The sequence below is a fragment of the Streptomyces sp. NPDC085946 genome (assembly GCF_044540485.1).
GTDB lineage: Bacteria > Actinomycetota > Actinomycetes > Streptomycetales > Streptomycetaceae > Streptomyces.
In genome coordinates this window covers 333516-353501 of the sequence record NZ_JBITSF010000006.1, presented here as the reverse complement: position 1 = coordinate 353501, position 19986 = coordinate 333516, and the positions used below count along the sequence as shown (strand labels likewise).

General features: G+C 73.1%; 13 protein-coding genes. 10 read left to right on the top strand and 3 right to left on the bottom strand.

Annotated features, from left to right (window positions below; translation table 11 throughout):
- Window positions 1–67 precede the first annotated feature (67 nt).
- Window positions 68–769 carry a ribonuclease HII gene (locus tag ACIF8T_RS15615; protein WP_400035207.1) on the top strand — a complete coding sequence of 234 codons (702 nt, stop codon included), beginning with the start codon at window positions 68–70 and terminating at the stop codon, window positions 767–769.
- Between the two features lie 68 nt (window positions 770–837).
- A complete protein-coding gene (locus tag ACIF8T_RS15610) occupies window positions 838–1470 on the top strand; it encodes a hypothetical protein (RefSeq protein WP_400035205.1) in 633 nt (210 codons plus the stop codon).
- A gap of 412 nt (window positions 1471–1882) precedes the next feature.
- Here ACIF8T_RS15610 and ACIF8T_RS15605 read toward each other — a convergent pair whose 3' ends face one another.
- Window positions 1883–2497: a hypothetical protein gene (locus ACIF8T_RS15605; protein WP_400035203.1), complete on the bottom strand. Its 615-nt coding sequence runs from the start codon at window positions 2495–2497 to the stop codon at window positions 1883–1885.
- A gap of 403 nt (window positions 2498–2900) precedes the next feature.
- The gene (locus ACIF8T_RS15600) at window positions 2901–5066 is read right to left on the bottom strand and encodes a RecQ family ATP-dependent DNA helicase (protein WP_400035201.1); all 2166 of its coding nucleotides are present in this window, start codon (window positions 5064–5066) and stop codon (window positions 2901–2903) included.
- A gap of 255 nt (window positions 5067–5321) precedes the next feature.
- Here ACIF8T_RS15600 and ACIF8T_RS15595 point away from each other — a divergent pair, with 255 nt between their 5' ends.
- From ACIF8T_RS15595 to ACIF8T_RS15565, 7 genes are all read left to right on the top strand, one after another.
- Entirely contained in the window at window positions 5322–6851 is a 1530-nt protein-coding gene (locus ACIF8T_RS15595; protein WP_400035199.1) for a DUF4192 domain-containing protein, read from the top strand.
- A 901-nt stretch (window positions 6852–7752) separates the two neighbouring features.
- Window positions 7753–9672, top strand: a complete 1920-nt coding sequence (locus tag ACIF8T_RS15590; RefSeq protein WP_400035197.1) for a glycogen debranching N-terminal domain-containing protein — start codon at window positions 7753–7755, stop codon at window positions 9670–9672.
- A gap of 130 nt (window positions 9673–9802) precedes the next feature.
- Window positions 9803–10561 carry an NUDIX domain-containing protein gene (locus tag ACIF8T_RS15585; RefSeq protein WP_400035195.1) on the top strand — a complete coding sequence of 253 codons (759 nt, stop codon included), beginning with the start codon at window positions 9803–9805 and terminating at the stop codon, window positions 10559–10561.
- Between the two features lie 105 nt (window positions 10562–10666).
- A complete protein-coding gene (locus tag ACIF8T_RS15580) occupies window positions 10667–12883 on the top strand; it encodes an ATP-binding cassette domain-containing protein (protein WP_400035193.1) in 2217 nt (738 codons plus the stop codon).
- Window positions 12884–13104: 221 nt separating this feature from the next.
- Window positions 13105–13992, top strand: coding sequence for a FadR/GntR family transcriptional regulator (locus ACIF8T_RS15575; RefSeq protein ID WP_400035191.1), 888 nt, complete (start codon window positions 13105–13107; stop codon window positions 13990–13992).
- Window positions 13993–14430: 438 nt separating this feature from the next.
- On the top strand, window positions 14431–15972 hold the full coding sequence (locus tag ACIF8T_RS15570; RefSeq protein ID WP_400035189.1) for an RNA polymerase sigma factor: 1542 nt from the start codon (window positions 14431–14433) through the stop codon (window positions 15970–15972).
- Window positions 15973–16103: 131 nt separating this feature from the next.
- Window positions 16104–16964: a S1 family peptidase gene (locus ACIF8T_RS15565; protein WP_400035187.1), complete on the top strand. Its 861-nt coding sequence runs from the start codon at window positions 16104–16106 to the stop codon at window positions 16962–16964.
- A gap of 191 nt (window positions 16965–17155) precedes the next feature.
- Here the strand turns inward: ACIF8T_RS15565 and ACIF8T_RS15560 are convergent, their stop codons facing one another.
- Window positions 17156–17386: a hypothetical protein gene (locus tag ACIF8T_RS15560; RefSeq protein ID WP_365829378.1), complete on the bottom strand. Its 231-nt coding sequence runs from the start codon at window positions 17384–17386 to the stop codon at window positions 17156–17158.
- 444 nt (window positions 17387–17830) lie between these two features.
- On the opposite strand from ACIF8T_RS15560, the gene ACIF8T_RS15555 reads away from it, so the two are divergent.
- Window positions 17831–19954, top strand: coding sequence for a type IIA DNA topoisomerase subunit B (locus ACIF8T_RS15555; protein WP_400035184.1), 2124 nt, complete (start codon window positions 17831–17833; stop codon window positions 19952–19954).
- Window positions 19955–19986: the final 32 nt, after the last annotated feature.

Genomic DNA, 19986 nt, shown 5'->3' with positions numbered 1-19986 from the left:
ACGCCGGTGCCGCTGGGGGAAACCGGGGTGTCGCGGGCGCTTCGGGGCGGCGTACTCTAAGGGCGCCATGCCGTACGAACCGCCTACCCACACCGTCGAGCGCTCCCTCCGCGCCACGACCGGAGCGAAGATCGTCGCAGGTGTCGACGAAGTGGGGCGCGGCGCGTGGGCCGGTCCCGTCACCGTCTGCGCGGCGATCACCGGACTGCGTCGACCCCCCGAGGGCCTCACCGACTCCAAGCTGCTCACCGTCAAGCGGCGCACCGCGCTCGCCGAGGAACTGCGGACCTGGGTGACGTCCTACGCCCTGGGCCACGCCTCCCCCGAGGAGATAGACGACCTGGGCATGACGGCCGCGCTGCGCCTCGCGGCGGTGCGCGCCCTGGACGCCCTCCCGGTCCGCCCCGACGCGGTGATCCTCGACGGCAAGCACGACTACCTCGGTACGCCGTGGAAGGTCCGTACGGTGATCAAGGGCGACCGGTCCTGCGTGGCGGTCGCGGCGGCCTCGGTGATCGCCAAGGTCCAGCGCGACAAAATGATGGCCGAACTGGGTATCGACCATGCAGACTTCGGTTTTGCGGACAACGCCGGGTATCCGTCACCCGTGCACAGGGCCGCACTGGAGGTTCGGGGCCCCACCCCGTACCACCGCCTGTCGTGGGCGTATCTTGATGCGCTGCCCCAGTGGCGGCACCTCAAGAAGGTCCGCAGCTGGGCGGAAGGAAGCGCTCCGGAGATCGAGGGCCAGCTCGGCTTCGATTTCTGACGGTTCCGCGCGCACGCAGGTGCCACCCGCCGACGCGAGTCGCACCCATGTTTGATAAACATCACGTCATGCCTCTCATTCCCGAGGAGCCTCAGATTCACGAGAGTGCCCAGGGTCCCCGCGCCACGCCGGCCAGCGGCCGCACCGCGCCGACCCCTCGTCCCGTACCCGGCCCCCGCCCCGCGGCTCCGTCGCGTCCCGGTCGTCCGGGCCCTCTCCGGCCCGCGCCGCCCGTGCAACGCACGCCGCGTGACGCGGCCGTAGCCAAGCCCGGGCCGGCGAGCCCGGCTGTCCCTGCCGCCGCTCCCGCCGGTCCGCAGATCCAGTTGATCCCGGCCTCGGCCGAGGGTGCGCTGGACGCCGCCGAGGAAGCCGTGGACCTCCTTCTGGACTCGGGCCGTGCCCCCGGTGACGTGCTGGTGGTCACCACGGGCGACCCGCACCCGTGGGCCGCTCACGAGCTGTCCTTCGGCGAAGCCTCCTACTGGGCCCAGCACGACGCGGGCGACGACGTCTTCTACGCGGACGCCGCCGTCGCGGAGCGCGCCGCCTCGCGGCCCGTCGTCGTGGTCGCCGTCAACGGCGGTCCGGAGTCCGCGGCCGTCACCGCCCTGTCCCTGGCCCACGCGCGGGCCGGCGCCCTGCTGATCGTCTGCGGTGACCCGCAGCGGATCAACGCGGTGCTGGGTGCCGGCGTCTGAGCCGACACCGGGGCGTCCGGGGGGACGCCGGGGTGAGGAAGGTGCCGCTGTGGCGGTGCCTGCACGGTGGGGGATTCGACGTGCCCGGGGACCGGGGGGCGGTCCGCTGGGTGCGTCTCTCGGCCCGGTCGGTGCGGAGCGACGAGCCGTCGTGGCGTCGCGCGGAGCGTGCCGTTGGCCTGCCGGGGCTCTCGACAGCCCCGCTGTGCCCTGATCCGCCTGGAGTGCCCGGCCGGGTTGGTGCCGGGAGAGGTCGCCGGGTTCTCGCCACGGTGGGCGCTCGGTGCGGCAGGCGCTCGGTGGAGCGGGTGCTCGGTGCGGCAGTGGACCCGGCCGTCGTACGGGACCGTGGACCGTTCTCGGCCGTACGGCGGGGCTGGTGCCTCCGGAGTGGAGGGGTCGGTCCGCTGCTTCAGCGCGCCGCCGCGCGGTGCAGGATCTCCGACGCGGCACCGCCGGTGCGGGGCAGCAGGGGGGACGCCTCGGACGTGGCGAACGGTTCGGGCGGCGAGTCCGCGCTCGGGCGGCGTCCGCCGCGGCCCTCGCCCAGGACCTGCCAGCCGTCACGGGTCAGCGTGATGTACGCCCCGCAGCGCAGCCCGTGCAGTGTGCAGGCGTCGCGCAGGCCCCACATCCACGCGCCGTCCTCCTCCGTCCAATGCCCTTCGCCCTCACGGCAGTAGAGCAGCACGGCGGTGCGCACCGGGGTGCGGCGCCGCAGGTCGTGCGGGATGACCCGGCGCAGCTGGGCCAGCAGCACGTTGCGTGACATCCAGCCGTCGGCCGGTGACGGGCGCCGGGTGAAGGAGGCGCTCGCCCGCAGCCGTTCGTCCTGGTCGAGCACGGCCACGACCGCGGTCGCCGGCTTGGGCTGGTGCCGGGCGTGCAGTCCGCTGACGACCTCCCGCGGGTTGCGCAGCAGCGGGATACCGGCGGCGGCCCACTCCGCCAGTTCGAGCACGCGGGTGGCGGAGGTGGCGGACGTCGACAGCGATGCCGCCGAGGACGGAGCGAATCCGAAGGTCACGGTCCTCCCTTCGGCTACGCGCCCATACTGCGGGCGGGGTCGGATTCGGGGGAGCGCGCACCGCAGCGAAGCCCTACCGGGATCGGCGGACGAGCCGTGCGGGAGCGGACTTCAATTCTTCCTGTCGAACTTGATTGCGGCAACGAGCAATTGGGGCAGCCGACCGTTATCGGATGATGCGCGGCTTATATCCCCACCCGTGGCATCGCCGAGCGGCGCATGGGGCGTTCGAGCACGAGACGTTCGTACGCCACGGGGGTGGGTGCCGTCCAGAGGGGGTGGGAGGCGACCGGATCCGGCGGGTGTTCCTCGGACTCGTGGGATGGGCGTCCCGTCGGCCGGTCGAGCGCCGTCTGCGGGACGCCGCTCCCCGGCCGGTCAGCCGTCGGGACCGCCACGCTGTTCAGCCCTGGACGGCGAGGACCAGCGGCAACACTCCCTGCGCGCCGGCACGACGGAGGGCGCGGGCCGCGACCGCGAGGGTCCAGCCGGTCTCCGTGAAGTCGTCCACGAGGAGGACGGGGCCCGACGCCTCGGCCAGGGCGGCGGCGAGGTCGGGCGGGACGGTCAGCGCCCCGTCGAGCGCCTTCAGCCGCTGGGCGCTGTTGCTCCGCGGAAGCGGGGCGGAATCGCCCGTGTACGTGACGGAACCCAGCAGCGGCAGCCGGCCGACCTCCGCGATGTGCGCTCCCAGCGACCGGATCAGCAGGGGCCGGGTGCGTGAGGCGACGGTGACCACCCCCGCCGGGCGCGGCGGGGCGTCCACCGCCCCCGACGCCCAGCCGCCGGGCCCCTTGGCCCAGTCCGCGAGCACCCCCACCACGGCCTTCGCGATGTCGTCCGGAACCGGCCCGTCCGGCGCCTGGGGCGCGAGCAGGGGCCGCAGCCGATTGCCCCAGCCGATGTCCGACAGGCGCCCCAGGGCACGTCCCGGGGCCGCCTGTTCCCCGGCTGGGATCCGGCCCTTGAGGTTCACGCCGATCGTCGGGAGTCCCGTGGGCCACATCCGGCGGGGATCCACCTCGACCCCCGCCCGGCCCAGGTCGACGCGGGCGGCGTGCAGAGCGTCCTCGGAGGCGTCGGCGGTGAAACGCGCGCCCGCGCAGTTGTCGCAACGGCCACAGGGCTTGGCCCCCTCGTCGTCCAACTGGCGCTGCAGGAACTCCATGCGGCAACCCGTCGTCGCGGCGTACTCGCGCATCGCGTCCTGCTCGGCCTTGCGCTGGCGCGCCACCCAGGCGTACCGCTGCGCGTCGTACGTCCACGGCTGCCCGGTCGCGACCCAGCCCCCCTTGACGCGCTTGACCGCTCCGTCCACGTCGAGGACCTTGAGCATGGTCTCGAGGCGGGAGCGGCGCAGTTCCACCAGGGGCTCCAGGGCGGGCAGCGAAAGGGGCCGCTCGGCACGGGCGAGGATGTCGAGGGTGCGGCGCACCAGGTCCTCGGACGGGAACGCCAGCGACGCGAAGTACTCCCAGATCGCCTCGTCCTCCTTCCCCGGCAGGAGCAGCACCTCGGCGTGCTCCACACCGCGTCCGGCACGGCCCACCTGCTGGTAGTAGGCGATGGGGGAGGACGGCGAGCCCAGGTGCACCACGAAACCCAGGTCGGGCTTGTCGAAGCCCATGCCGAGCGCGGAGGTGGCGACGAGGGCCTTCACCTTGTTGGCGAGCAGGTCCTCCTCGGCCTGCTGCCGGTCGGCGTTCTCCGTCTTGCCGGTGTACGGGGCGACCAGGTGCCCGCGCTGCCGCAGGAACGCCGTGACCTCCTCGGCGGCGGCCACGGTGAGCGTGTAGACGATGCCCGAGCCGGGGAGGTCGTCGAGGTGGTCGGCGAGCCAGGCCATCCGGTGCGCGGCGTCCGGCAGCCGCAGCACGTTCAGGCTCAGGCTCTCCCGGTCCAGGGGGCCGCGCAGGACTAGGGCGTCCGAGGTCCCGCCGGTGCCGAGCTGCTCGGCGACGTCGGCGGTGACGCGGGCGTTGGCGGTGGCGGTGGTCGCCAGCACCGGCACACCGGCCGGGAGGTCGGCGAGCATGGTGCGCAGCCGGCGGTAGTCGGGGCGGAAGTCGTGGCCCCAGTCGGAGATGCAGTGCGCCTCGTCCACCACGAGGAGCCCGGTCGCGGCGGCGAGCCTGGGCAGCACCTGGTCGCGGAAGTCGGGGTTGTTGAGCCGTTCTGGACTCACCAGCAGGACGTCCACCTCGCCCGCGGCGATCTCGTCCTGGACGGCGTCCCACTCCTCGGTGTTGGCGGAGTTGATGGTCCGGGCGCGGATGCCGGCCCGCGCCGCCGCCTCGACCTGGTTGCGCATGAGCGCGAGCAGCGGGGAGACGATCACGGTGGGGCCGCTGCCCCGTGCCCGCAGCAGCGAGGTCGCCACGAAGTACACGGCGGACTTGCCCCAGCCCGTGCGCTGCACGACCAGGGCCCGGCGGCGGTCGGCGACCAGGGCCTCGATCGCCCGCCACTGGTCCTCGCGCAGCCGTGCCGTGCCCGAGGGGTCCCCGACGAGGCGGGCGAGGACCGCGTCGGCGGCCGCCCGGAGTTCCGCGTTGCTCGTGTGCTCCATGCGTTCCATACAACAGGACGGGACTGACATCGGGGGATTCGGTGCGGGGTGGAGTGGGGTGGGGCGGGGATGCGGTGCGGGGGCTGGGAAGGGCTGGGGCGGCTCCGGCGCGGGGCTGGGGCAGCTCGGATGTGCCGCGTGTCTCGGGTGTCCGGGGAGAGAGGGCTGGGTGGATTCCGGTCTCGGTGACGTGTCCCTGATCGGACTTGTCCACAGGGCAAAGCGGAATTTCAAGATCCGCGAGATGGTCTCCGCATGACGAACCACAGCGAAACGACCGGACCCTCCGAAAACGGCGACATCACGCGGCACGACCGGCAGGGCCGGGACGCCGACGACCTCGCAGGCACCGTGTTCGACGGCCTCCGGGACGGGCACCAGGTCACGCTCCGCACGCCCGCCGAACTGGCCGACGCCCTGCCCTACCTCCTCGGGTACCGACCCGAGGACAGCATCGTCCTGGTCGCCCTGCACGACCGGGACGGCCGCAGCCGGTTCGGCGGCCGGGCCCGGCTCGGCATCCCCGTGAACGAGGACGACTGGCCGTCCGCCGCCAGGCAGCTGGTCCACGGCCTGGTGACGGGCAGCGAGCGCCGAGGGGCCAAGCCCGAGCAGATGGTGGCCTTCCTCTGCCAGGAACCGGGGGCCGGCGAGTCCGGCGGGCAGGTCGTGGAGCGGCTGCGTCCGCTGGCCCAGATGCTGCGCCTGGAGTGCGGCTCCCTCGACGTGCCGGTGGTCGAGGCCCTGTGCATCTCGGACGGCCGCTTCCGGTCGTACTGCTGTGTCAACGAGGTCTGCTGCCCGCCCGAGGGGACCCCGATGGGCCTGCCCGGTACGTCCGTGCTGGCCGCGGCCGCCACCTACGCGGGCATCCAGGTCCGCGGCACGCTGCGCGAACTGCGGGCCCGGTTGCTTCCCTGGGAGACCTCCGCCGCCCTCGACCAGGAGGCCGCCCTCGACACCGCCAGCATGGCCCTGGTGCCCAGGATCCTCGACGACACGGGCCGATCGGAGGTGGCCGGGGAGACGCTGCGGCTGGCCGGGCGGCTCATGGCCCGCCTGGCCGAGGCCCCGCCCGCGTCAGGCAGTCTCATGGCGGACCTCCGCGACGACGAACTGGTCCGGCACGACGAGGCCGCCACGCTGATCCTCGGACTCCAGGACCGTACGACCCGCGACCGTGCGGCCGAGTGGATGGAGGGCGACCAGGCCGGACCCGCTCTGCGCCTCTGGCGGGCGCTGGCCCGCCGCTGCGTCGGGCCGTACGGCGAGCACGCCGCGGCGCCCCTCACCCTCGCCGGCTGGGTCGCCTGGTCCACGGGCGACGAACTGGAGGCCAGGGAAGCCCTCGCCATGGCGTTGGGGGCGGACCCCGACTACCTCTTCGCCCGCCTCCTGCACCAGGCCTGCAACGAAGGCCTCGACCCGGAGTCGATCCGCCGCTGCCTGCGGGGGGAACGCGAGAGCCGCGCGCACATGGAACCCGACGGACCGGCCGGCCGCGCGGACGTCGAGGGGCCCGCGGAGCACCGGGCGGCCGACCAGCCCACCGCCGGGGCCGGGCCCGCACGTCGCCGCCGCCTGCGTTCCGGCAGGGTCGTGGCGGCCGGCGCAGGTCCCGGCGGCGCGGCGCGGGGAGGGACGCGTCCCGACGGCATGCGTCCGGGCGCTACCCGGGCCGACGGCTCGCGGCCGTCCGGGGCGGAGAAGAGGGCTGTGCGGCACCGGGGTGCCGGTGAGGGAGGCGTGCACACGGAACGCCGGGGCGACGAGGGGGAGAGGTGAGGGCGGGCCGCCCCGCGTGGAGGGGAGCGGGGGGTCCGAGGGACGTGGGAGGCCAGCGGCACAGTCGCGGCGGTCACGAGGGGCTGTCACGTCCGCGTCGTCTTCCGACCGGTCCTGCCGGCGGTGGGCGGCTGCGGAACCTGGTGCCGGGCGATGGAGCGGGCCGGCGGACCGCCGTGGACAAGCGGGCGGCTCACCCGGCTGCGGGCGTGACCCGGGCGAGGCCCGCACCGTTCACCTGAGTGGCGGAACGTCTGTACCGGCCGTGACGCCGCAACGCCCCCGCCCCGCCGGAGACCGGCGCCACCGGCGGCGAATCCGCCCGTGGCGCACAGAGCGCAGAGGAAGCCCTCGCATGCACAAGCCGACTCCGCCCTCCGCCGCCGACGACAGCCGCTCCACCGGGGACGGACGCCCAGCCGGCTGGAGCAGCTCCCCGGTGCGCCCGGGACCAGGACTCGGACAGCCGTGGGCGGCGGACCGGGAGGACTCGTCGGGACCGGCGGACCGCGCCGCTCGGCACGGCTCCGGACTCCCCGGCGACAGCCGGCCCGGCTCACGGCCGGCGGGCGGCGACGCATGTGCGGCGGCGCCCGACCCGGGCCACGCCCCGGGGCACGTCCCGGGGCACGTCTCCGACGGGTTTCCCTCGCCGTCGGCGGACACGAGCCGGTCTCCTCGACCGTCCGCGCACGTGACCTCCTCCCCCTCGCCGTCCACAGGCGGTGACCGGCCTCTTTCGCCGTCCACGAGCAAGGCCCGCCCGTCCTCCCCGTCCACTGAGGACGGGCCGCTTCCCCCGAGCGCCGGCCAGCCCCGGCGCTCCCCTCCCGCTCCCGGCCGGGGCGTCCCGTCTCCTGCGCCCCGTCGGCCCGCCGACCTGCCGCCCGTCCACACGGCCATGATCTGCGTCGCTCTGCCGGGACTGGCCATCTCGACCGAGCAGGGGCAACTGACCGGCCGGGGACTGGAGGGGTTCTACCGTGCCGGACGGCGGGTGCTGTCCCGGTGCCAGCTCCGCGTGGCCGGGCGGGAGCCCCTCGCCGTACAGGCCCGAATGGCCGCCGCCGACCGAGCCCGCTTCGTCGGGACGCTCCGCGTGACCCCGCAGCCGGGCCCGGACCCGGACGTGATCGTCGAACGGCACCGCTCTGCGGACGGCACGGAACGGATCACCCTGCACAGCGCGGCACTCCGCCCGCTGCGCCTGCCCGTCGAGGTCGCGCTCGGCACGGATCTGGCCGACCTCGGCGCGATCGCGTCCGGCAACGCGGGACCCGAACTGCCCGCCAGCGTCCACGACTCCGGCCTGCGCTGGTCCAGCGCCGCGGGCAACGCGTCGGTCACGGCCGAACCCCCGCCCGCCGACGCGCTGGCCTCGGCCGGACTGCTCCGGTGGGAGGTCGACCTGCCCCCGGGCGGCAGCACGAGCGTGGAACTGCGCGTACGGCCCGACGGCGCCGGCCCTCTCCGTGCCGCGGGACGCGCGGCGACCAGCCCCGTGGCCCCCGCCCGGGCGGCAGGCGACGACCCGCGCGTCCCGGCCCTCCTGCGCACGAGCATCGAGGACCTGCAGTCCCTCCTGCTGCGCGACCCCGAAAGTCCCTCCGACACCCACCTGGCAGCCGGAGCACCCTGGCGCTGCGGACTGGCCCCCGCCGACGCGCTGGCCGCTGCCCGGATGGCACTGCCTCTCGGCACCGGCCTGGCAGCGGGCACTCTGCGCACCCTCGCCCGCACCCAGGTCACCGGCCAGGGCCCCCGCTCCGGCATGATCCCCGGCCCGAGACGGGACGCCGGCCCGCACCTGCCGCCGGGCTGCACGGGCACGGAGGCCACGCTGCTCTTCCCCGTGCTCCTCGCCGAGGCCCGCCGCTGGGGCCTCTCCGCACACGACACGGAGGCACTGCTGCCGGCCGCCGAGCGGTGCCTGACCTGGCTGCGCGCCACCGTGGACGACGGGACGTACCTCCCGGACCCCCACCCGGGCGGACCCGTCCGCTGCGAGACACAGGCCCACGCGCACCGGGCGGCCCTCCTCGGTGCCGATCTGCTCGACGCCTGCGGCAGACCGGGCGGGGAGGGGCTGCGGCAGTGGGCGCAGGCGTTGCGCACCGCGTTCCGGCAGGACTTCTGGATCGACGACCTGAGCGGCGGCCGGCCCGCGGCGGCCCGCGATCCGGACGGCCGGCCCGTCCCGTACCTGGGCGCGGCCGCCGTCCACCTCCTCGACACCGGGCTGCTGGGCGGCGGGGCATGGGCCCCCGGTCTCCTCGACAGGGCCCGGACCGAACACCTCGCCCGCCTGCTCGGCGGCCCGGCCATGGACTCGGGCTGGGGCCTGCGCGGGCTGGGCGCCAAGGAACCGGGACACAACCCGTTCGGTCACCGTGCCGGTGCCGTGCGCGTGCACGAGACGGCACTCGCCGTGGCGGGCCTGGCCGCCGCCGGATACGACAAGGAGGCCACCTCACTGCTGCGGGGCGTACTCGCGGCAGCCGAATGCTTCGGCCACCGGCTGCCCGAGATGTACGCGGGGGAGCAGCGCACCGAGGGGAGCGCCCCCCTCCCGCACCCGGCCGCCTGCCGTCCCGCGGCGACGTCGGCGGCCTCCGCGATCCTGCTCCTGACGACGCTCATGGGCATCCGCCCCGACGCACCGGCCGGGACGGTCACACTGCGGCCCATGAGCAGTGCTCCCCTGGGCGAGATCGGCGTCACGGGGCTGCGGATCGCCGGCGCCCCCTTCTCCGTACGGGTCAGCCGGCTCGGACTCGCCATGGTCGAGGAGGCCGCCGACGGACTGCAACTGGGGGTGTGACCTGGCATGACGCGCCACCGCACGGCGACCGGGACGGGAGGCGAGACCCATTCCTGACCGATATCGATCAACTGCCGCGGAGGGCACCGAGGGGAGTGTTTATCGTCAGGCAGACGACTATGATCGCGGCATGCCCTACGACCCGTCAGCCTTTCCGCCCTTCGCCGTCACCGTGGACCTGGTCGTGCTGACCGTTCGCAGTCACTCGCTGTGCGCGCTCGCGGTACGCAGGGGTGAAGCGCCCTTCCAGGGGCGCTGGGCGCTTCCCGGCGGCTTCGTACGGGCCGACGAAGACCTGGCGCAGGCCGCGGCGCGCGAGCTGGCCGAGGAGACCGGGCTGCGTGTCCACGACCCGGCCGCCCCTGCGCAGGACAACGGCGCACACCTGGAGCAACTCGCCACGTACGGCGATCCCGAGCGCGACCCCCGGATGCGGGTGGTCAGCGTCGCCCATCTCGCCCTGGCCCCCGACCTGCCCGCGCCGCGCGCCGGCGGCGACGCCAGCAACGCGCGCTGGGCGCCGGTGGAGGAACTGCTGCAGCAGGGCGGTCACGGCCGCGACGGGGAGCCCGTGGCGCCGCTCGCCTTCGACCACGCTCAGATCCTGGCCGACGGCGTGGAGCGGGCGCGTTCGAAGATCGAGTACTCGTCGCTGGCCACGGCGTTCTGCCCGCCCGAGTTCACCGTCGGCGAGCTGCGCCGCGTCTACGAGGCGGTGTGGGGCGTGGCGCTCGACCCGCGCAACTTCCACCGCAAGGTGACCGGCACGCCCGGCTTCCTGGTCCCCACCGGCGGCACCACCACACGCCAGGGCGGCCGCCCGGCCCAGCTCTTCCGCGCCGGAGGCGCCACCCTGCTCAACCCCCCGATGCTGCGCCCCGAGGTCTGACGGGCGGCGAACGGCGAACACGGGGGCGGGCCGTGGCCGATCACCTGGTGCGGAGCGAGCCGTGCGTAACCGAAAAAACGGACATAGCGCGCTATCTTGCTGCGAGTGATCGAGGCCATCGGACTGACCAGCACCCCGCGCAAAGAGCTCCCGCCCGCCCTGGACGACGTCTCCTTCGAGGCGCGCGCGGGCCGCGTCACCGCACTGCTCGGAGCACCGGGCGCCGGCAAGACGACGGCGCTGAGGCTCATGCTCGAACTCCAACAGGGGCGGGGCGTGACCTACTTCAGAGGCCGTCCCCTGCACCGCATGGCCCACCCCTCCCGTGAGGTCGGCGTCCTGCTGGGCGACGTACCGGGGCACCCCGCCCGCACGGTACGGGGCCATCTGCGCATGCTGTGCGCCGCCGCCGGCGTCCCGGTCCGGCGCGCCGACGAAGTCCTCGAAGCAGTCGGGCTCGTGAGCCTGCGCGACGAACGCCTCGGCACCCTCTCCCGCGGCACGGACCGCCGTCTCGGACTGGCCTGCGCCCTGCTGGCCGACCCGCACACCCTCGTCCTCGACGACCCGGCCGACGGGCTCTCGGCGCGCGAGGGCCACTGGCTGTTCGACACGCTGCGGGCGTACGCGTCCCAGGGCGGCACGGTCCTCTTCACCACGGCCGATCCCAAGGAGGCCGCGCGCGCCGCCGACCACGTCGTCACGCTCGACCGGGGCAGGCTCGTGGCCGACCAGGAGGCCGCGGAGTTCGCGCGCACCCGCCTGCGTCCCCGCGTCGCCGTGCGCAGCCCGCACGCCGCCCGCCTGGCCGCCCTGCTCGCCAAGGAGGCCCGTACCTCACAGCGCTCCATGGAGATCGTGCGGGAGGACGGCAACCGCCTCTCCGTGTACGGCGGTACCTGCGCCGTGGTCGGCGAGACCGCGTTCCGCCACGGCATCGTCGTCCATCAACTCGCGGACGAAGTGGGCGACATGGGACCCGGCGCGGGAACGACGCCGCCCGGGTCCCCGCCCACCGCCCCCGGACGGGTCGGCGCCACCGGGACGTCCGGCGCGACCACGCCGCAACCGTCCGGCGCGACCACGCCGCAACCGTCCGGCGCGACCACGCCGCAGCCGTCCGACGCGAACACAGTGCAACCGTCCGACACGGCGACGCCGCAGCCGTCCGGCACGGCTCGTGTCTCCGCCGACCCGTTGATGGAGGCGACCGGAGCACGGCCCTCCGGGTTGGAGCGGGCCGCCGGTCCCTCCGGCTCCTCCACCGCACCGGAGCGGTACCCGGCTGACGCGTCGGGCCGCACGCCGGCCGAGCCGCGCGCCCACGAAGACGCGCAGACCTCCCGCGACGGGACAACCTCAGCCCCGCACCCCCACGCCACCGAGCCCGACGCCCCCACCCCCGCCCCCACCCCCTCCACCCCCGCCGAAGACCCCCGGTCGGCTCCCGGACAAGGAGCCGACGCGGCGTCGCGGCACGCTCTCCAGTCCGCCGAAGCCGACTCCTCCCAAGCCCTGCCCGCTCTCCCGCCTCCGATCTCCGTCCGCCCCGCCCCCGGCCCCCTGCGCCCGCTCCGCTACGAGATCCGCCGTGCTCTCGGGGTCGGCACGGGCTTCATCGTCGGGGCCGCCGTCCTGGCCGTCTCGGCGCTCACCGCCGTGGTGCTGGCCCGCATCGGGCACACTCCGCAGCCGCGCCTGTTCGCCGCGTGGCCGCGGGAGCTGCCCCTGCCGCCCGCGGCCCTCGGCGCGGCGTTGCTCGGCGCGCTCTCCTCCGGCGACGAGTTCCGCCACCCCGCGCTGGCCGCGGACCGCGGCACCGTGCCCCGCCGGCTGGGGCTGCTGGCCGCCAAACTCCTCGTCGCCTCGGTGACCGCCCTGGTGCTGGCCGTGCTCACCGTGGGGTGCGACGCCGAAGTGCTCTATCTCGTCTACGGACGGGAGCTCACGGAGGTTCCCGCCGACTGGCTGCCCCTCGGCGCGAGTTGGGCCGGGCTCCTGGTCGGGTCCGCCTGGGCCGGGGTGCTGGCGGGGGGCGTCTTCCGGTCCACCACGGGCGGGCTCGCCGCCGTCGTCGCCGTGCCGCTCCTCGTCGTACCCCCGGTGCGGGCCGTCCTGGACGGACAGTCCGTGCGGGCCGCGGCCGGGTTCCCCGCACGGCTGCGGGAGGTGTTCCTGCCGTGGTGGCCCTTCGGAGGGGAGCGTCACCTGGAAGGCGCGCTGCGGGTGATCGCGCAACCCCAGGGCGGCGCGCTGGCCTTGTCGCTGACCGTTCTCCTCGGCGCGTACCTGCTCACGACCCTGCGCAGCAGGGCCCGCTGAGGGCGGTCGGCGGGCCCCGCACCCGTGCCGGCCCGGCGTCCGCCCCGGTCACGCATCGGCTACGTTCCGCAGTCGTCCGGTCCGTCCCTGTGCACAACTCCCCGGAGGGCGCCCATTTCTTTCCGATAAGGCGTCAATTGCGACGGCGTGAGCGATCACCCTTTCGTGTGCTTTTCACCAAAGACCTCAAGGGAGTTGGAAGCAGCGCCGACAAAGGATGCGTGAGTACCCTTGCGCACACCATGATGACCGCCGCCCGCTCCGCCGACTCCGGCCTCACGAACCCGGGCGAACTCGACCGCTACCCCTACGCCGAGGCGCCCGCCGTCGACCGCGTCGGAGTCCCCGTCTGGGAGGGCGCGGACCCCGAGCTGGGCCGTGTGGGCCGGCGTGCCGCGGGCAGCCGCGGACGCGGACTGCACGGCCAACTCGTCCAGCAACTGGGTCAGATGATCGTTTCCGGCGATCTGGGCGCCGACCGTCCGCTCGTGCCCGAGGAGATCGGTCAGCGCTTCGAGGTCTCGCGCACCGTCGTCCGCGAGTCGCTCCGCGTCCTGGAGGCCAAGGGCCTGGTCAGTGCCCGCCCGAACGTCGGCACGCGCGTGCGCCCCGTCAGCGACTGGAACCTCCTCGACCCGGACATCATCGAGTGGCGCGCCTTCGGACCGCAGCGCGACGACCAGCGCCGGGAGCTGAGCGAGCTGCGCTGGACGATCGAGCCGCTCGCCGCGCGTCTCGCCGCCGGGCACGACCGCCAGGACGTCCAGCAGCGCCTGGCCGACATGGTCGAGATCATGGGCCACGCCCTGGGCCAGGGCGACGCGCTCACCTTCTCCCGTGCCGACTCCGAGTTCCACTCGCTGCTCATCCAGATCGCGGGCAACCGCATGCTGGAGCACCTCTCCGGGATCGTGTCCGCCGCCCTCCAGGTGTCGGGCGGCCCGGTCGCGGGGTGCGAGCGGCCGAACGAGGCTTCCCTGGCGCACCACGGCCGGATCGTCGACGCCGTGTCCGCCGGTGACGGCGCGGCGGCCGAGACGGCCATGCGCCAGCTGCTCACGGTCCACCCCGAGGTGGAACGCGTGGTGCCCGCTCCCCGCGAGCACTGACCGTTCCGCAGGCGGCGCGGCCGGTCGTGCCACCCCCCTCCTGTGGCGACGCCCGGCTGGTGAGCCGTCTCCCGTCGGGCCTCGCGGGATCCTGGTGATCCCGCGGGGCCCGATGGCGCGCCAGGACGGCGCATCCTCCGAAGCAGTTCGGTCGGAGTCACAAGTCGGAGTCACAAGACGATCTCTTTTGATTGCATCTGACCGTTTTTGCATGCTTACGGGGTGTGACTCGGGCCACGCAGATTGGGCGTAACGCTCGCGGAGAGAACGCGATGACCTAAGAGGTGACAGCCGCGGAGGGAATACGGACGCCGGTGACGGCGCTGTGCATCTCCCGGCCCCCGCCCGCACCGTCGGCCCATCCCCAAGCCGGCGGTCGGCTCCTGTCCCCTGTGGACGGGGCCGGAAGCCGTTTTCCAACGTTCCGAGAGGTTGTTCGTGTCGGCCAGCACATCCCGTACGCTCCCGCCGGAGATCGCCGAGTCCGTCTCTGTCATGGCGCTCATCGAGCGGGGAAAGGCTGAGGGGCAGATCGCCGGCGATGACGTGCGTCGGGCCTTCGAAGCTGACCAGATTCCGGCCACTCAGTGGAAGAACGTACTGCGCAGCCTCAACCAGATCCTCGAGGAAGAGGGTGTGACGCTGATGGTCAGTGCCGCAGAGCCCAAGCGCACCCGCAAGAGCGTCGCAGCGAAGAGTCCCGCCAAGCGCACCGCCACCAAGACGGTCGCGGCGAAGACGGTGACCACCAGGAAGGCCACCGCCACCGCCACGCCGGCGGCGCCCGCCGCCGACCCCGCCGCCGAGGAAGAGGCCCCCGCCAAGAAGGCTGCTGCCAAGAAGGCGACCGCCAAGAAGGCGACGGCGAAGAAGACCACCGCCGCCGCCACGAAGAAGACGGCGGCCAAGAAGACCGGCGCCAAGAAGGACGACGAGGTCGAGCTCCTCGAGGAAGAGGTGCTGGAGGACACCAAGGTCGCCGACGAGCCCGAGGGCACCGAGAGCGCCGGTTTCGTCCTCTCCGACGAGGACGAGGACGACGCCCCGGCCCAGCAGGTCGCCGCCGCCGGTGCCACCGCCGACCCCGTCAAGGACTACCTCAAGCAGATCGGCAAGGTCCCCCTGCTCAACGCCGAGCAGGAGGTCGAGCTCGCCAAGCGCATCGAGGCGGGTCTGTTCGCCGAGGACAAGCTGGCCAACTCCGACAAGCTCGCCCCCAAGCTCAAGCGCGAGCTGGAGATCATCGCCGAGGACGGCCGCCGCGCCAAGAACCACCTGCTGGAGGCCAACCTCCGCCTGGTGGTCTCCCTGGCCAAGCGCTACACCGGCCGCGGCATGCTCTTCCTGGACCTCATCCAGGAGGGCAACCTCGGTCTGATCCGCGCGGTCGAGAAGTTCGACTACACCAAGGGCTACAAGTTCTCCACGTACGCCACCTGGTGGATCCGTCAGGCGATCACCCGCGCGATGGCCGACCAGGCGCGCACCATCCGCATCCCGGTGCACATGGTCGAGGTCATCAACAAGCTCGCGCGCGTGCAGCGCCAGATGCTCCAGGACCTGGGCCGCGAGCCCACCCCGGAGGAGCTGGCCAAGGAGCTCGACATGACCCCCGAGAAGGTCATCGAGGTCCAGAAGTACGGCCGCGAGCCCATCTCGCTGCACACCCCGCTGGGCGAGGACGGCGACAGCGAGTTCGGTGACCTCATCGAGGACTCCGAGGCCGTCGTCCCGGCCGACGCGGTCAGCTTCACGCTGCTCCAGGAGCAGCTGCACTCCGTGCTCGACACCCTGTCCGAGCGCGAGGCGGGCGTCGTCTCCATGCGTTTCGGTCTCACCGACGGTCAGCCGAAGACCCTCGACGAGATCGGCAAGGTGTACGGCGTCACGCGCGAGCGCATCCGCCAGATCGAGTCCAAGACGATGTCGAAGCTGCGCCACCCGTCGCGGTCGCAGGTCCTGCGCGACTACCTCGACTAGGCCGCGGTCGTACGACGCGTGAGGCCCGGCCCCCTCGAGGGGGCCGGGCCTCACGCCGTCCTGCGGGTGCGAGGCACGGCGGGCTGTATCACTCTGGGTGTCCCACGATCACCCGAGAGTGAGGAGTGCGCATGCGTCGCTTTGCCCGGTATCTGGCCGGACCGCTGGTCCTGGCGGCCGCCGCGTCCGCGATACCGCTGGCGTCCGCCACCCCCGCGGTCGCCGACGTCGTCGTCGGCGGATTCCCGGTCGACGTGTCACAGAGTCCGTGGACCGTGGCGCTCTCCAGCCGTGAGCGGTTCGGGGAGAGCCGGGCGGGACAGTTCTGCGGAGGCGTGGCGGTCGGTCCCACCACCGTGCTCACCGCGGCCCACTGCGTGGACGAGGAGACCCTGGGCGCCCCGCCGGACCGGGCCGGCGACCTCAAGGTCATCACGGGACGCACGGACCTGCTCTCGGACCAGGGGCGGGAGATCGCCGTGACGGCGACGTGGGTGAACCCGCACTACGACGAGGGCGTCAAGTCCGGTGACTTCGCGGTGCTCACCCTGGCCGAGTCCGTCCCGGCCGACGCGGTGATCGACATGGCGGCCGAGGGCGACCTCGCCTACGGCATGGGCACGGCCGCGACGGTCTACGGGTGGGGGGACGCCACGGGCGGGGGTGACTACCCGCACAGTCTGCGGGCGGCCCGGGTGCGCGTGCTGCCCGACGCGCTCTGTGAGCGGGCGTATCCGGGGAGCTCCGACGGCACGTACGGGGCGGAGACCATGCTGTGCGCCGGGGAGCTCGCGGGCGGTCCGGACGCCTGCCACGGGGACAGCGGCGGGCCGCTGGTCGCCCAGGGGCGGCTGATCGGACTCGTCTCCTGGGGGAGCGGCTGCGGGCGGGCGGGCAGCCCGGGGGTCTACACCCGTGTCTCCGACGTGATGCGCAAACTCGGCTGGGACACGGACGCCGGCGGGCCGCGCAGCGCGCCCGGCGGGGCCTGAGCGGGCTGCTGGGGACACCGTGGAGCCGGGGCGGGTTCCGGGGTGTGCCAGGGCGTGACCGGGCTTCTGGGGGCAACGCAGACCGGTCGGCTCCTCCCGCGTACGACGACGGGCGGTTGCCTCTGCGTGCAGAGGCAACCGCCCGCTTCACCGGCCTGTGCCGGCTCGGCTCGTCGTCGGGACGCTAGGGGTCAGCGCTCATCTTCTGAAGCGGTGGCAGGAATGGAGGTCAGCCGCTCCGTCTCGTCCTGTATCTCAGCGGCGATCTTCTTGAGTTCCGGCTCGAACTTGCGGCCGTGGTGGGCGCAGAAGAGCAGTTCTCCGCCGCTCAGCAGGACGACGCGCAGGTAGGCCTGGGCGCCGCAGCGGTCGCATCGGTCAGCGGCCGTCAGCGGGCTTGCGGAAGTCAGAACAGTAGTCACGTCGCCTCTTCTCTAGCTCGACGAGCTGTCGTACCAGGGTCAACATCCAACCAGCCCCAAAACGTTCCCGCTCGCGGCTTTTCCTCGAAAAAATCTTTCCGAGGCGGCTGGCTGCTGCCGGTTGGCGGCGAATGTGCCGTAGTGCGTGTCTGTCGTGCCGTACGGGTTCGCGCTGTCGGTCAGTGTCAATCCTCGCCGGCTGGCTTGCCGGGTTGTTCATGAGGACGTGCCCGGAGCCTAAATGGTTCATGCCTCGAAGGGAACGTGATGTGTACTTCACTCCATCGAGGGATCGAACATGCATGCGATCGTGGACTAGGGTGAGATCCCGGCGAGGGTGGCGTTACAACGGCTCTACCAGGCCTCGGTACCCTCTCACCGGTAACCGAAGCCGCGCCCTTACCCAGAAGGGCCCCACCTGAAATTCAGCGAGGAGCGAACCGCGTGACCGCCGAGACGTCCGTCCCGTCCACAGCGCTGCTGGCAGGAGCAGACCGGGACGGTTCCAACTACACCGCGCGGCACCTGCTCGTCCTCGAAGGGCTCGAGGCCGTGCGCAAGCGCCCCGGTATGTACATCGGCTCGACCGACAGCCGCGGTCTGATGCACTGCCTGTGGGAGATCATCGACAACTCCGTGGACGAGGCCCTCGGAGGCTACTGCGACCACATCGAGGTGATCCTCCACGACGACGGCTCGGTGGAGGTCCGGGACAACGGCCGCGGCATCCCGGTCGACGTCGAGCCCAAGACCGGCCTCTCCGGCGTCGAGGTCGTCATGACCAAGCTGCACGCGGGCGGCAAGTTCGGCGGCGGCTCGTACGCCGCCTCCGGCGGTCTGCACGGCGTGGGCGCCTCCGTGGTGAACGCGCTGTCCGCCCGGCTGGACGTCGAGGTGGACCGCGGCGGGCACACCAACGCCATCAGCTTCCGCCGCGGTGTCCCCGGCGCCTTCGGCGGGAACGGCCCGGACGCGAAGTTCGAGGCCAGGAGCGGGCTGCGCAAGACCAAGAAGATCCCCAAGACCCGCACCGGCACGCGCGTGCGGTACTGGGCCGACCGCCAGATCTTCCTCAAGGACGCCAAGCTCTCCCTGGACAACCTGCACCAGCGCGCCCGCCAGACGGCGTTCCTGGTGCCCGGCCTGACCATCGTCGTCCGGGACGAGTTCGGTCTCGGCGAGGGCGGCAGCAAGGGCGAGGAGTCGTTCCGCTTCGACGGCGGGATCAGCGAGTTCTGCGAGTTCCTGGCGAGCGACAAGCCGATCTGCGACGTCCTCCGCTTCACCGGGCAGGGCACCTTCAAGGAGACGGTGCCCGTCCTGGACGACCGCGGCCAGATGACGCCCACCGAGGTCACCCGCGAGCTGGGCGTCGACGTCGCGCTGCGCTGGGGGACCGGTTACGACACGACGGTCAAGTCGTTCGTCAACATCATCGCCACCCCCAAGGGCGGCACCCACGTCGCCGGCTTCGAGCAGGCCGTGGCCAAGACGATGAACGAGGTGCTGCGCGCCAAGAAGCTGCTGCGCGTCGCCGAGGACGACATCGTCAAGGACGACGCCCTGGAGGGCCTCACGGCGGTCGTCACCGTGCGTCTGGCCGAGCCGCAGTTCGAGGGCCAGACCAAGGAGGTGCTCGGCACCTCGGCGGCCCGCCGCATCGTGAACAACGTGATCACCAAGGAGCTCAAGGCGTTCCTGACCTCCACCAAGCGGGACGCCGCCCAGCAGGCCCGGGTGGTCATGGAGAAGGCCGTCGCCGCGGCCCGGACGCGCATCGCCGCGCGGCAGCACAAGGACGCCCAGCGCCGCAAGACGGCCCTGGAGTCCTCCTCGCTGCCCGCCAAGCTCGCCGACTGCCGCAGCGACGACGTCGACCGCAGCGAGCTGTTCATCGTCGAGGGGGACTCCGCGCTCGGTACGGCGAAGCTCGCCCGGAACTCCGAGTTCCAGGCGCTGCTGCCGATCCGCGGCAAGATCCTCAACGTCCAGAAGTCGTCCGTCACGGACATGCTGAAGAACGCCGAGTGCGGCGCGATCATCCAGGTCATAGGGGCCGGGTCGGGCCGGACCTTCGACATCGACGCGGCGCGGTACGGCAAGATCATCATGATGACCGACGCCGATGTGGACGGCTCCCACATCCGCACGCTGCTGCTGACGCTGTTCCACCGCTACATGCGGCCGATGGTCGAGGCGGGCCGGGTCTTCGCCGCGGTGCCGCCGCTGCACCGCATCGAGCTGGTCCAGCCGAAGAAGGGCCAGGACAAGTACGTCTACACGTACTCGGACCGCGAACTGCGCGACAAGCTCATGGAGTTCCAGAGCAAGGGCGTCCGCTACAAGGACTCCATCCAGCGCTACAAGGGTCTGGGCGAGATGGACGCGGACCAGCTGGCCGAGACCACCATGGACCCGCGGCGCCGCACCCTGCGCCGGATCAACCTGACCGACCTGGAGTCCGCCGAGCAGGTCTTCGACCTGCTGATGGGCAACGACGTCGCCCCCCGCAAGGAGTTCATCTCCAACTCGGCGGCGACGCTGGACCGCTCGCGGATCGACGCGTAGGGCGCCGTCGCGCCGGGCCGGTGGACGGGGCC

Excerpts from the sequence above, each read along its gene's own strand:
- ACIF8T_RS15615 (WP_400035207.1), top strand. The coding sequence starts at position 68 with ATGCCGTACGAACCGCCTACCCACACCGTCGAGCGCTCCCTCCGCGCC.
- ACIF8T_RS15610 (WP_400035205.1), top strand. The coding sequence starts at position 838 with ATGCCTCTCATTCCCGAGGAGCCTCAGATTCACGAGAGTGCCCAGGGT.
- ACIF8T_RS15600 (WP_400035201.1), bottom strand. The coding sequence starts at position 5,066 with ATGGAGCACACGAGCAACGCGGAACTCCGGGCGGCCGCCGACGCGGTC.
- ACIF8T_RS15595 (WP_400035199.1), top strand. The coding sequence starts at position 5,322 with ATGACGAACCACAGCGAAACGACCGGACCCTCCGAAAACGGCGACATC.
- ACIF8T_RS15590 (WP_400035197.1), top strand. The coding sequence starts at position 7,753 with ATGATCTGCGTCGCTCTGCCGGGACTGGCCATCTCGACCGAGCAGGGG.
- ACIF8T_RS15585 (WP_400035195.1), top strand. The coding sequence starts at position 9,803 with ATGCCCTACGACCCGTCAGCCTTTCCGCCCTTCGCCGTCACCGTGGAC.
- ACIF8T_RS15565 (WP_400035187.1), top strand. The coding sequence starts at position 16,104 with ATGCGTCGCTTTGCCCGGTATCTGGCCGGACCGCTGGTCCTGGCGGCC.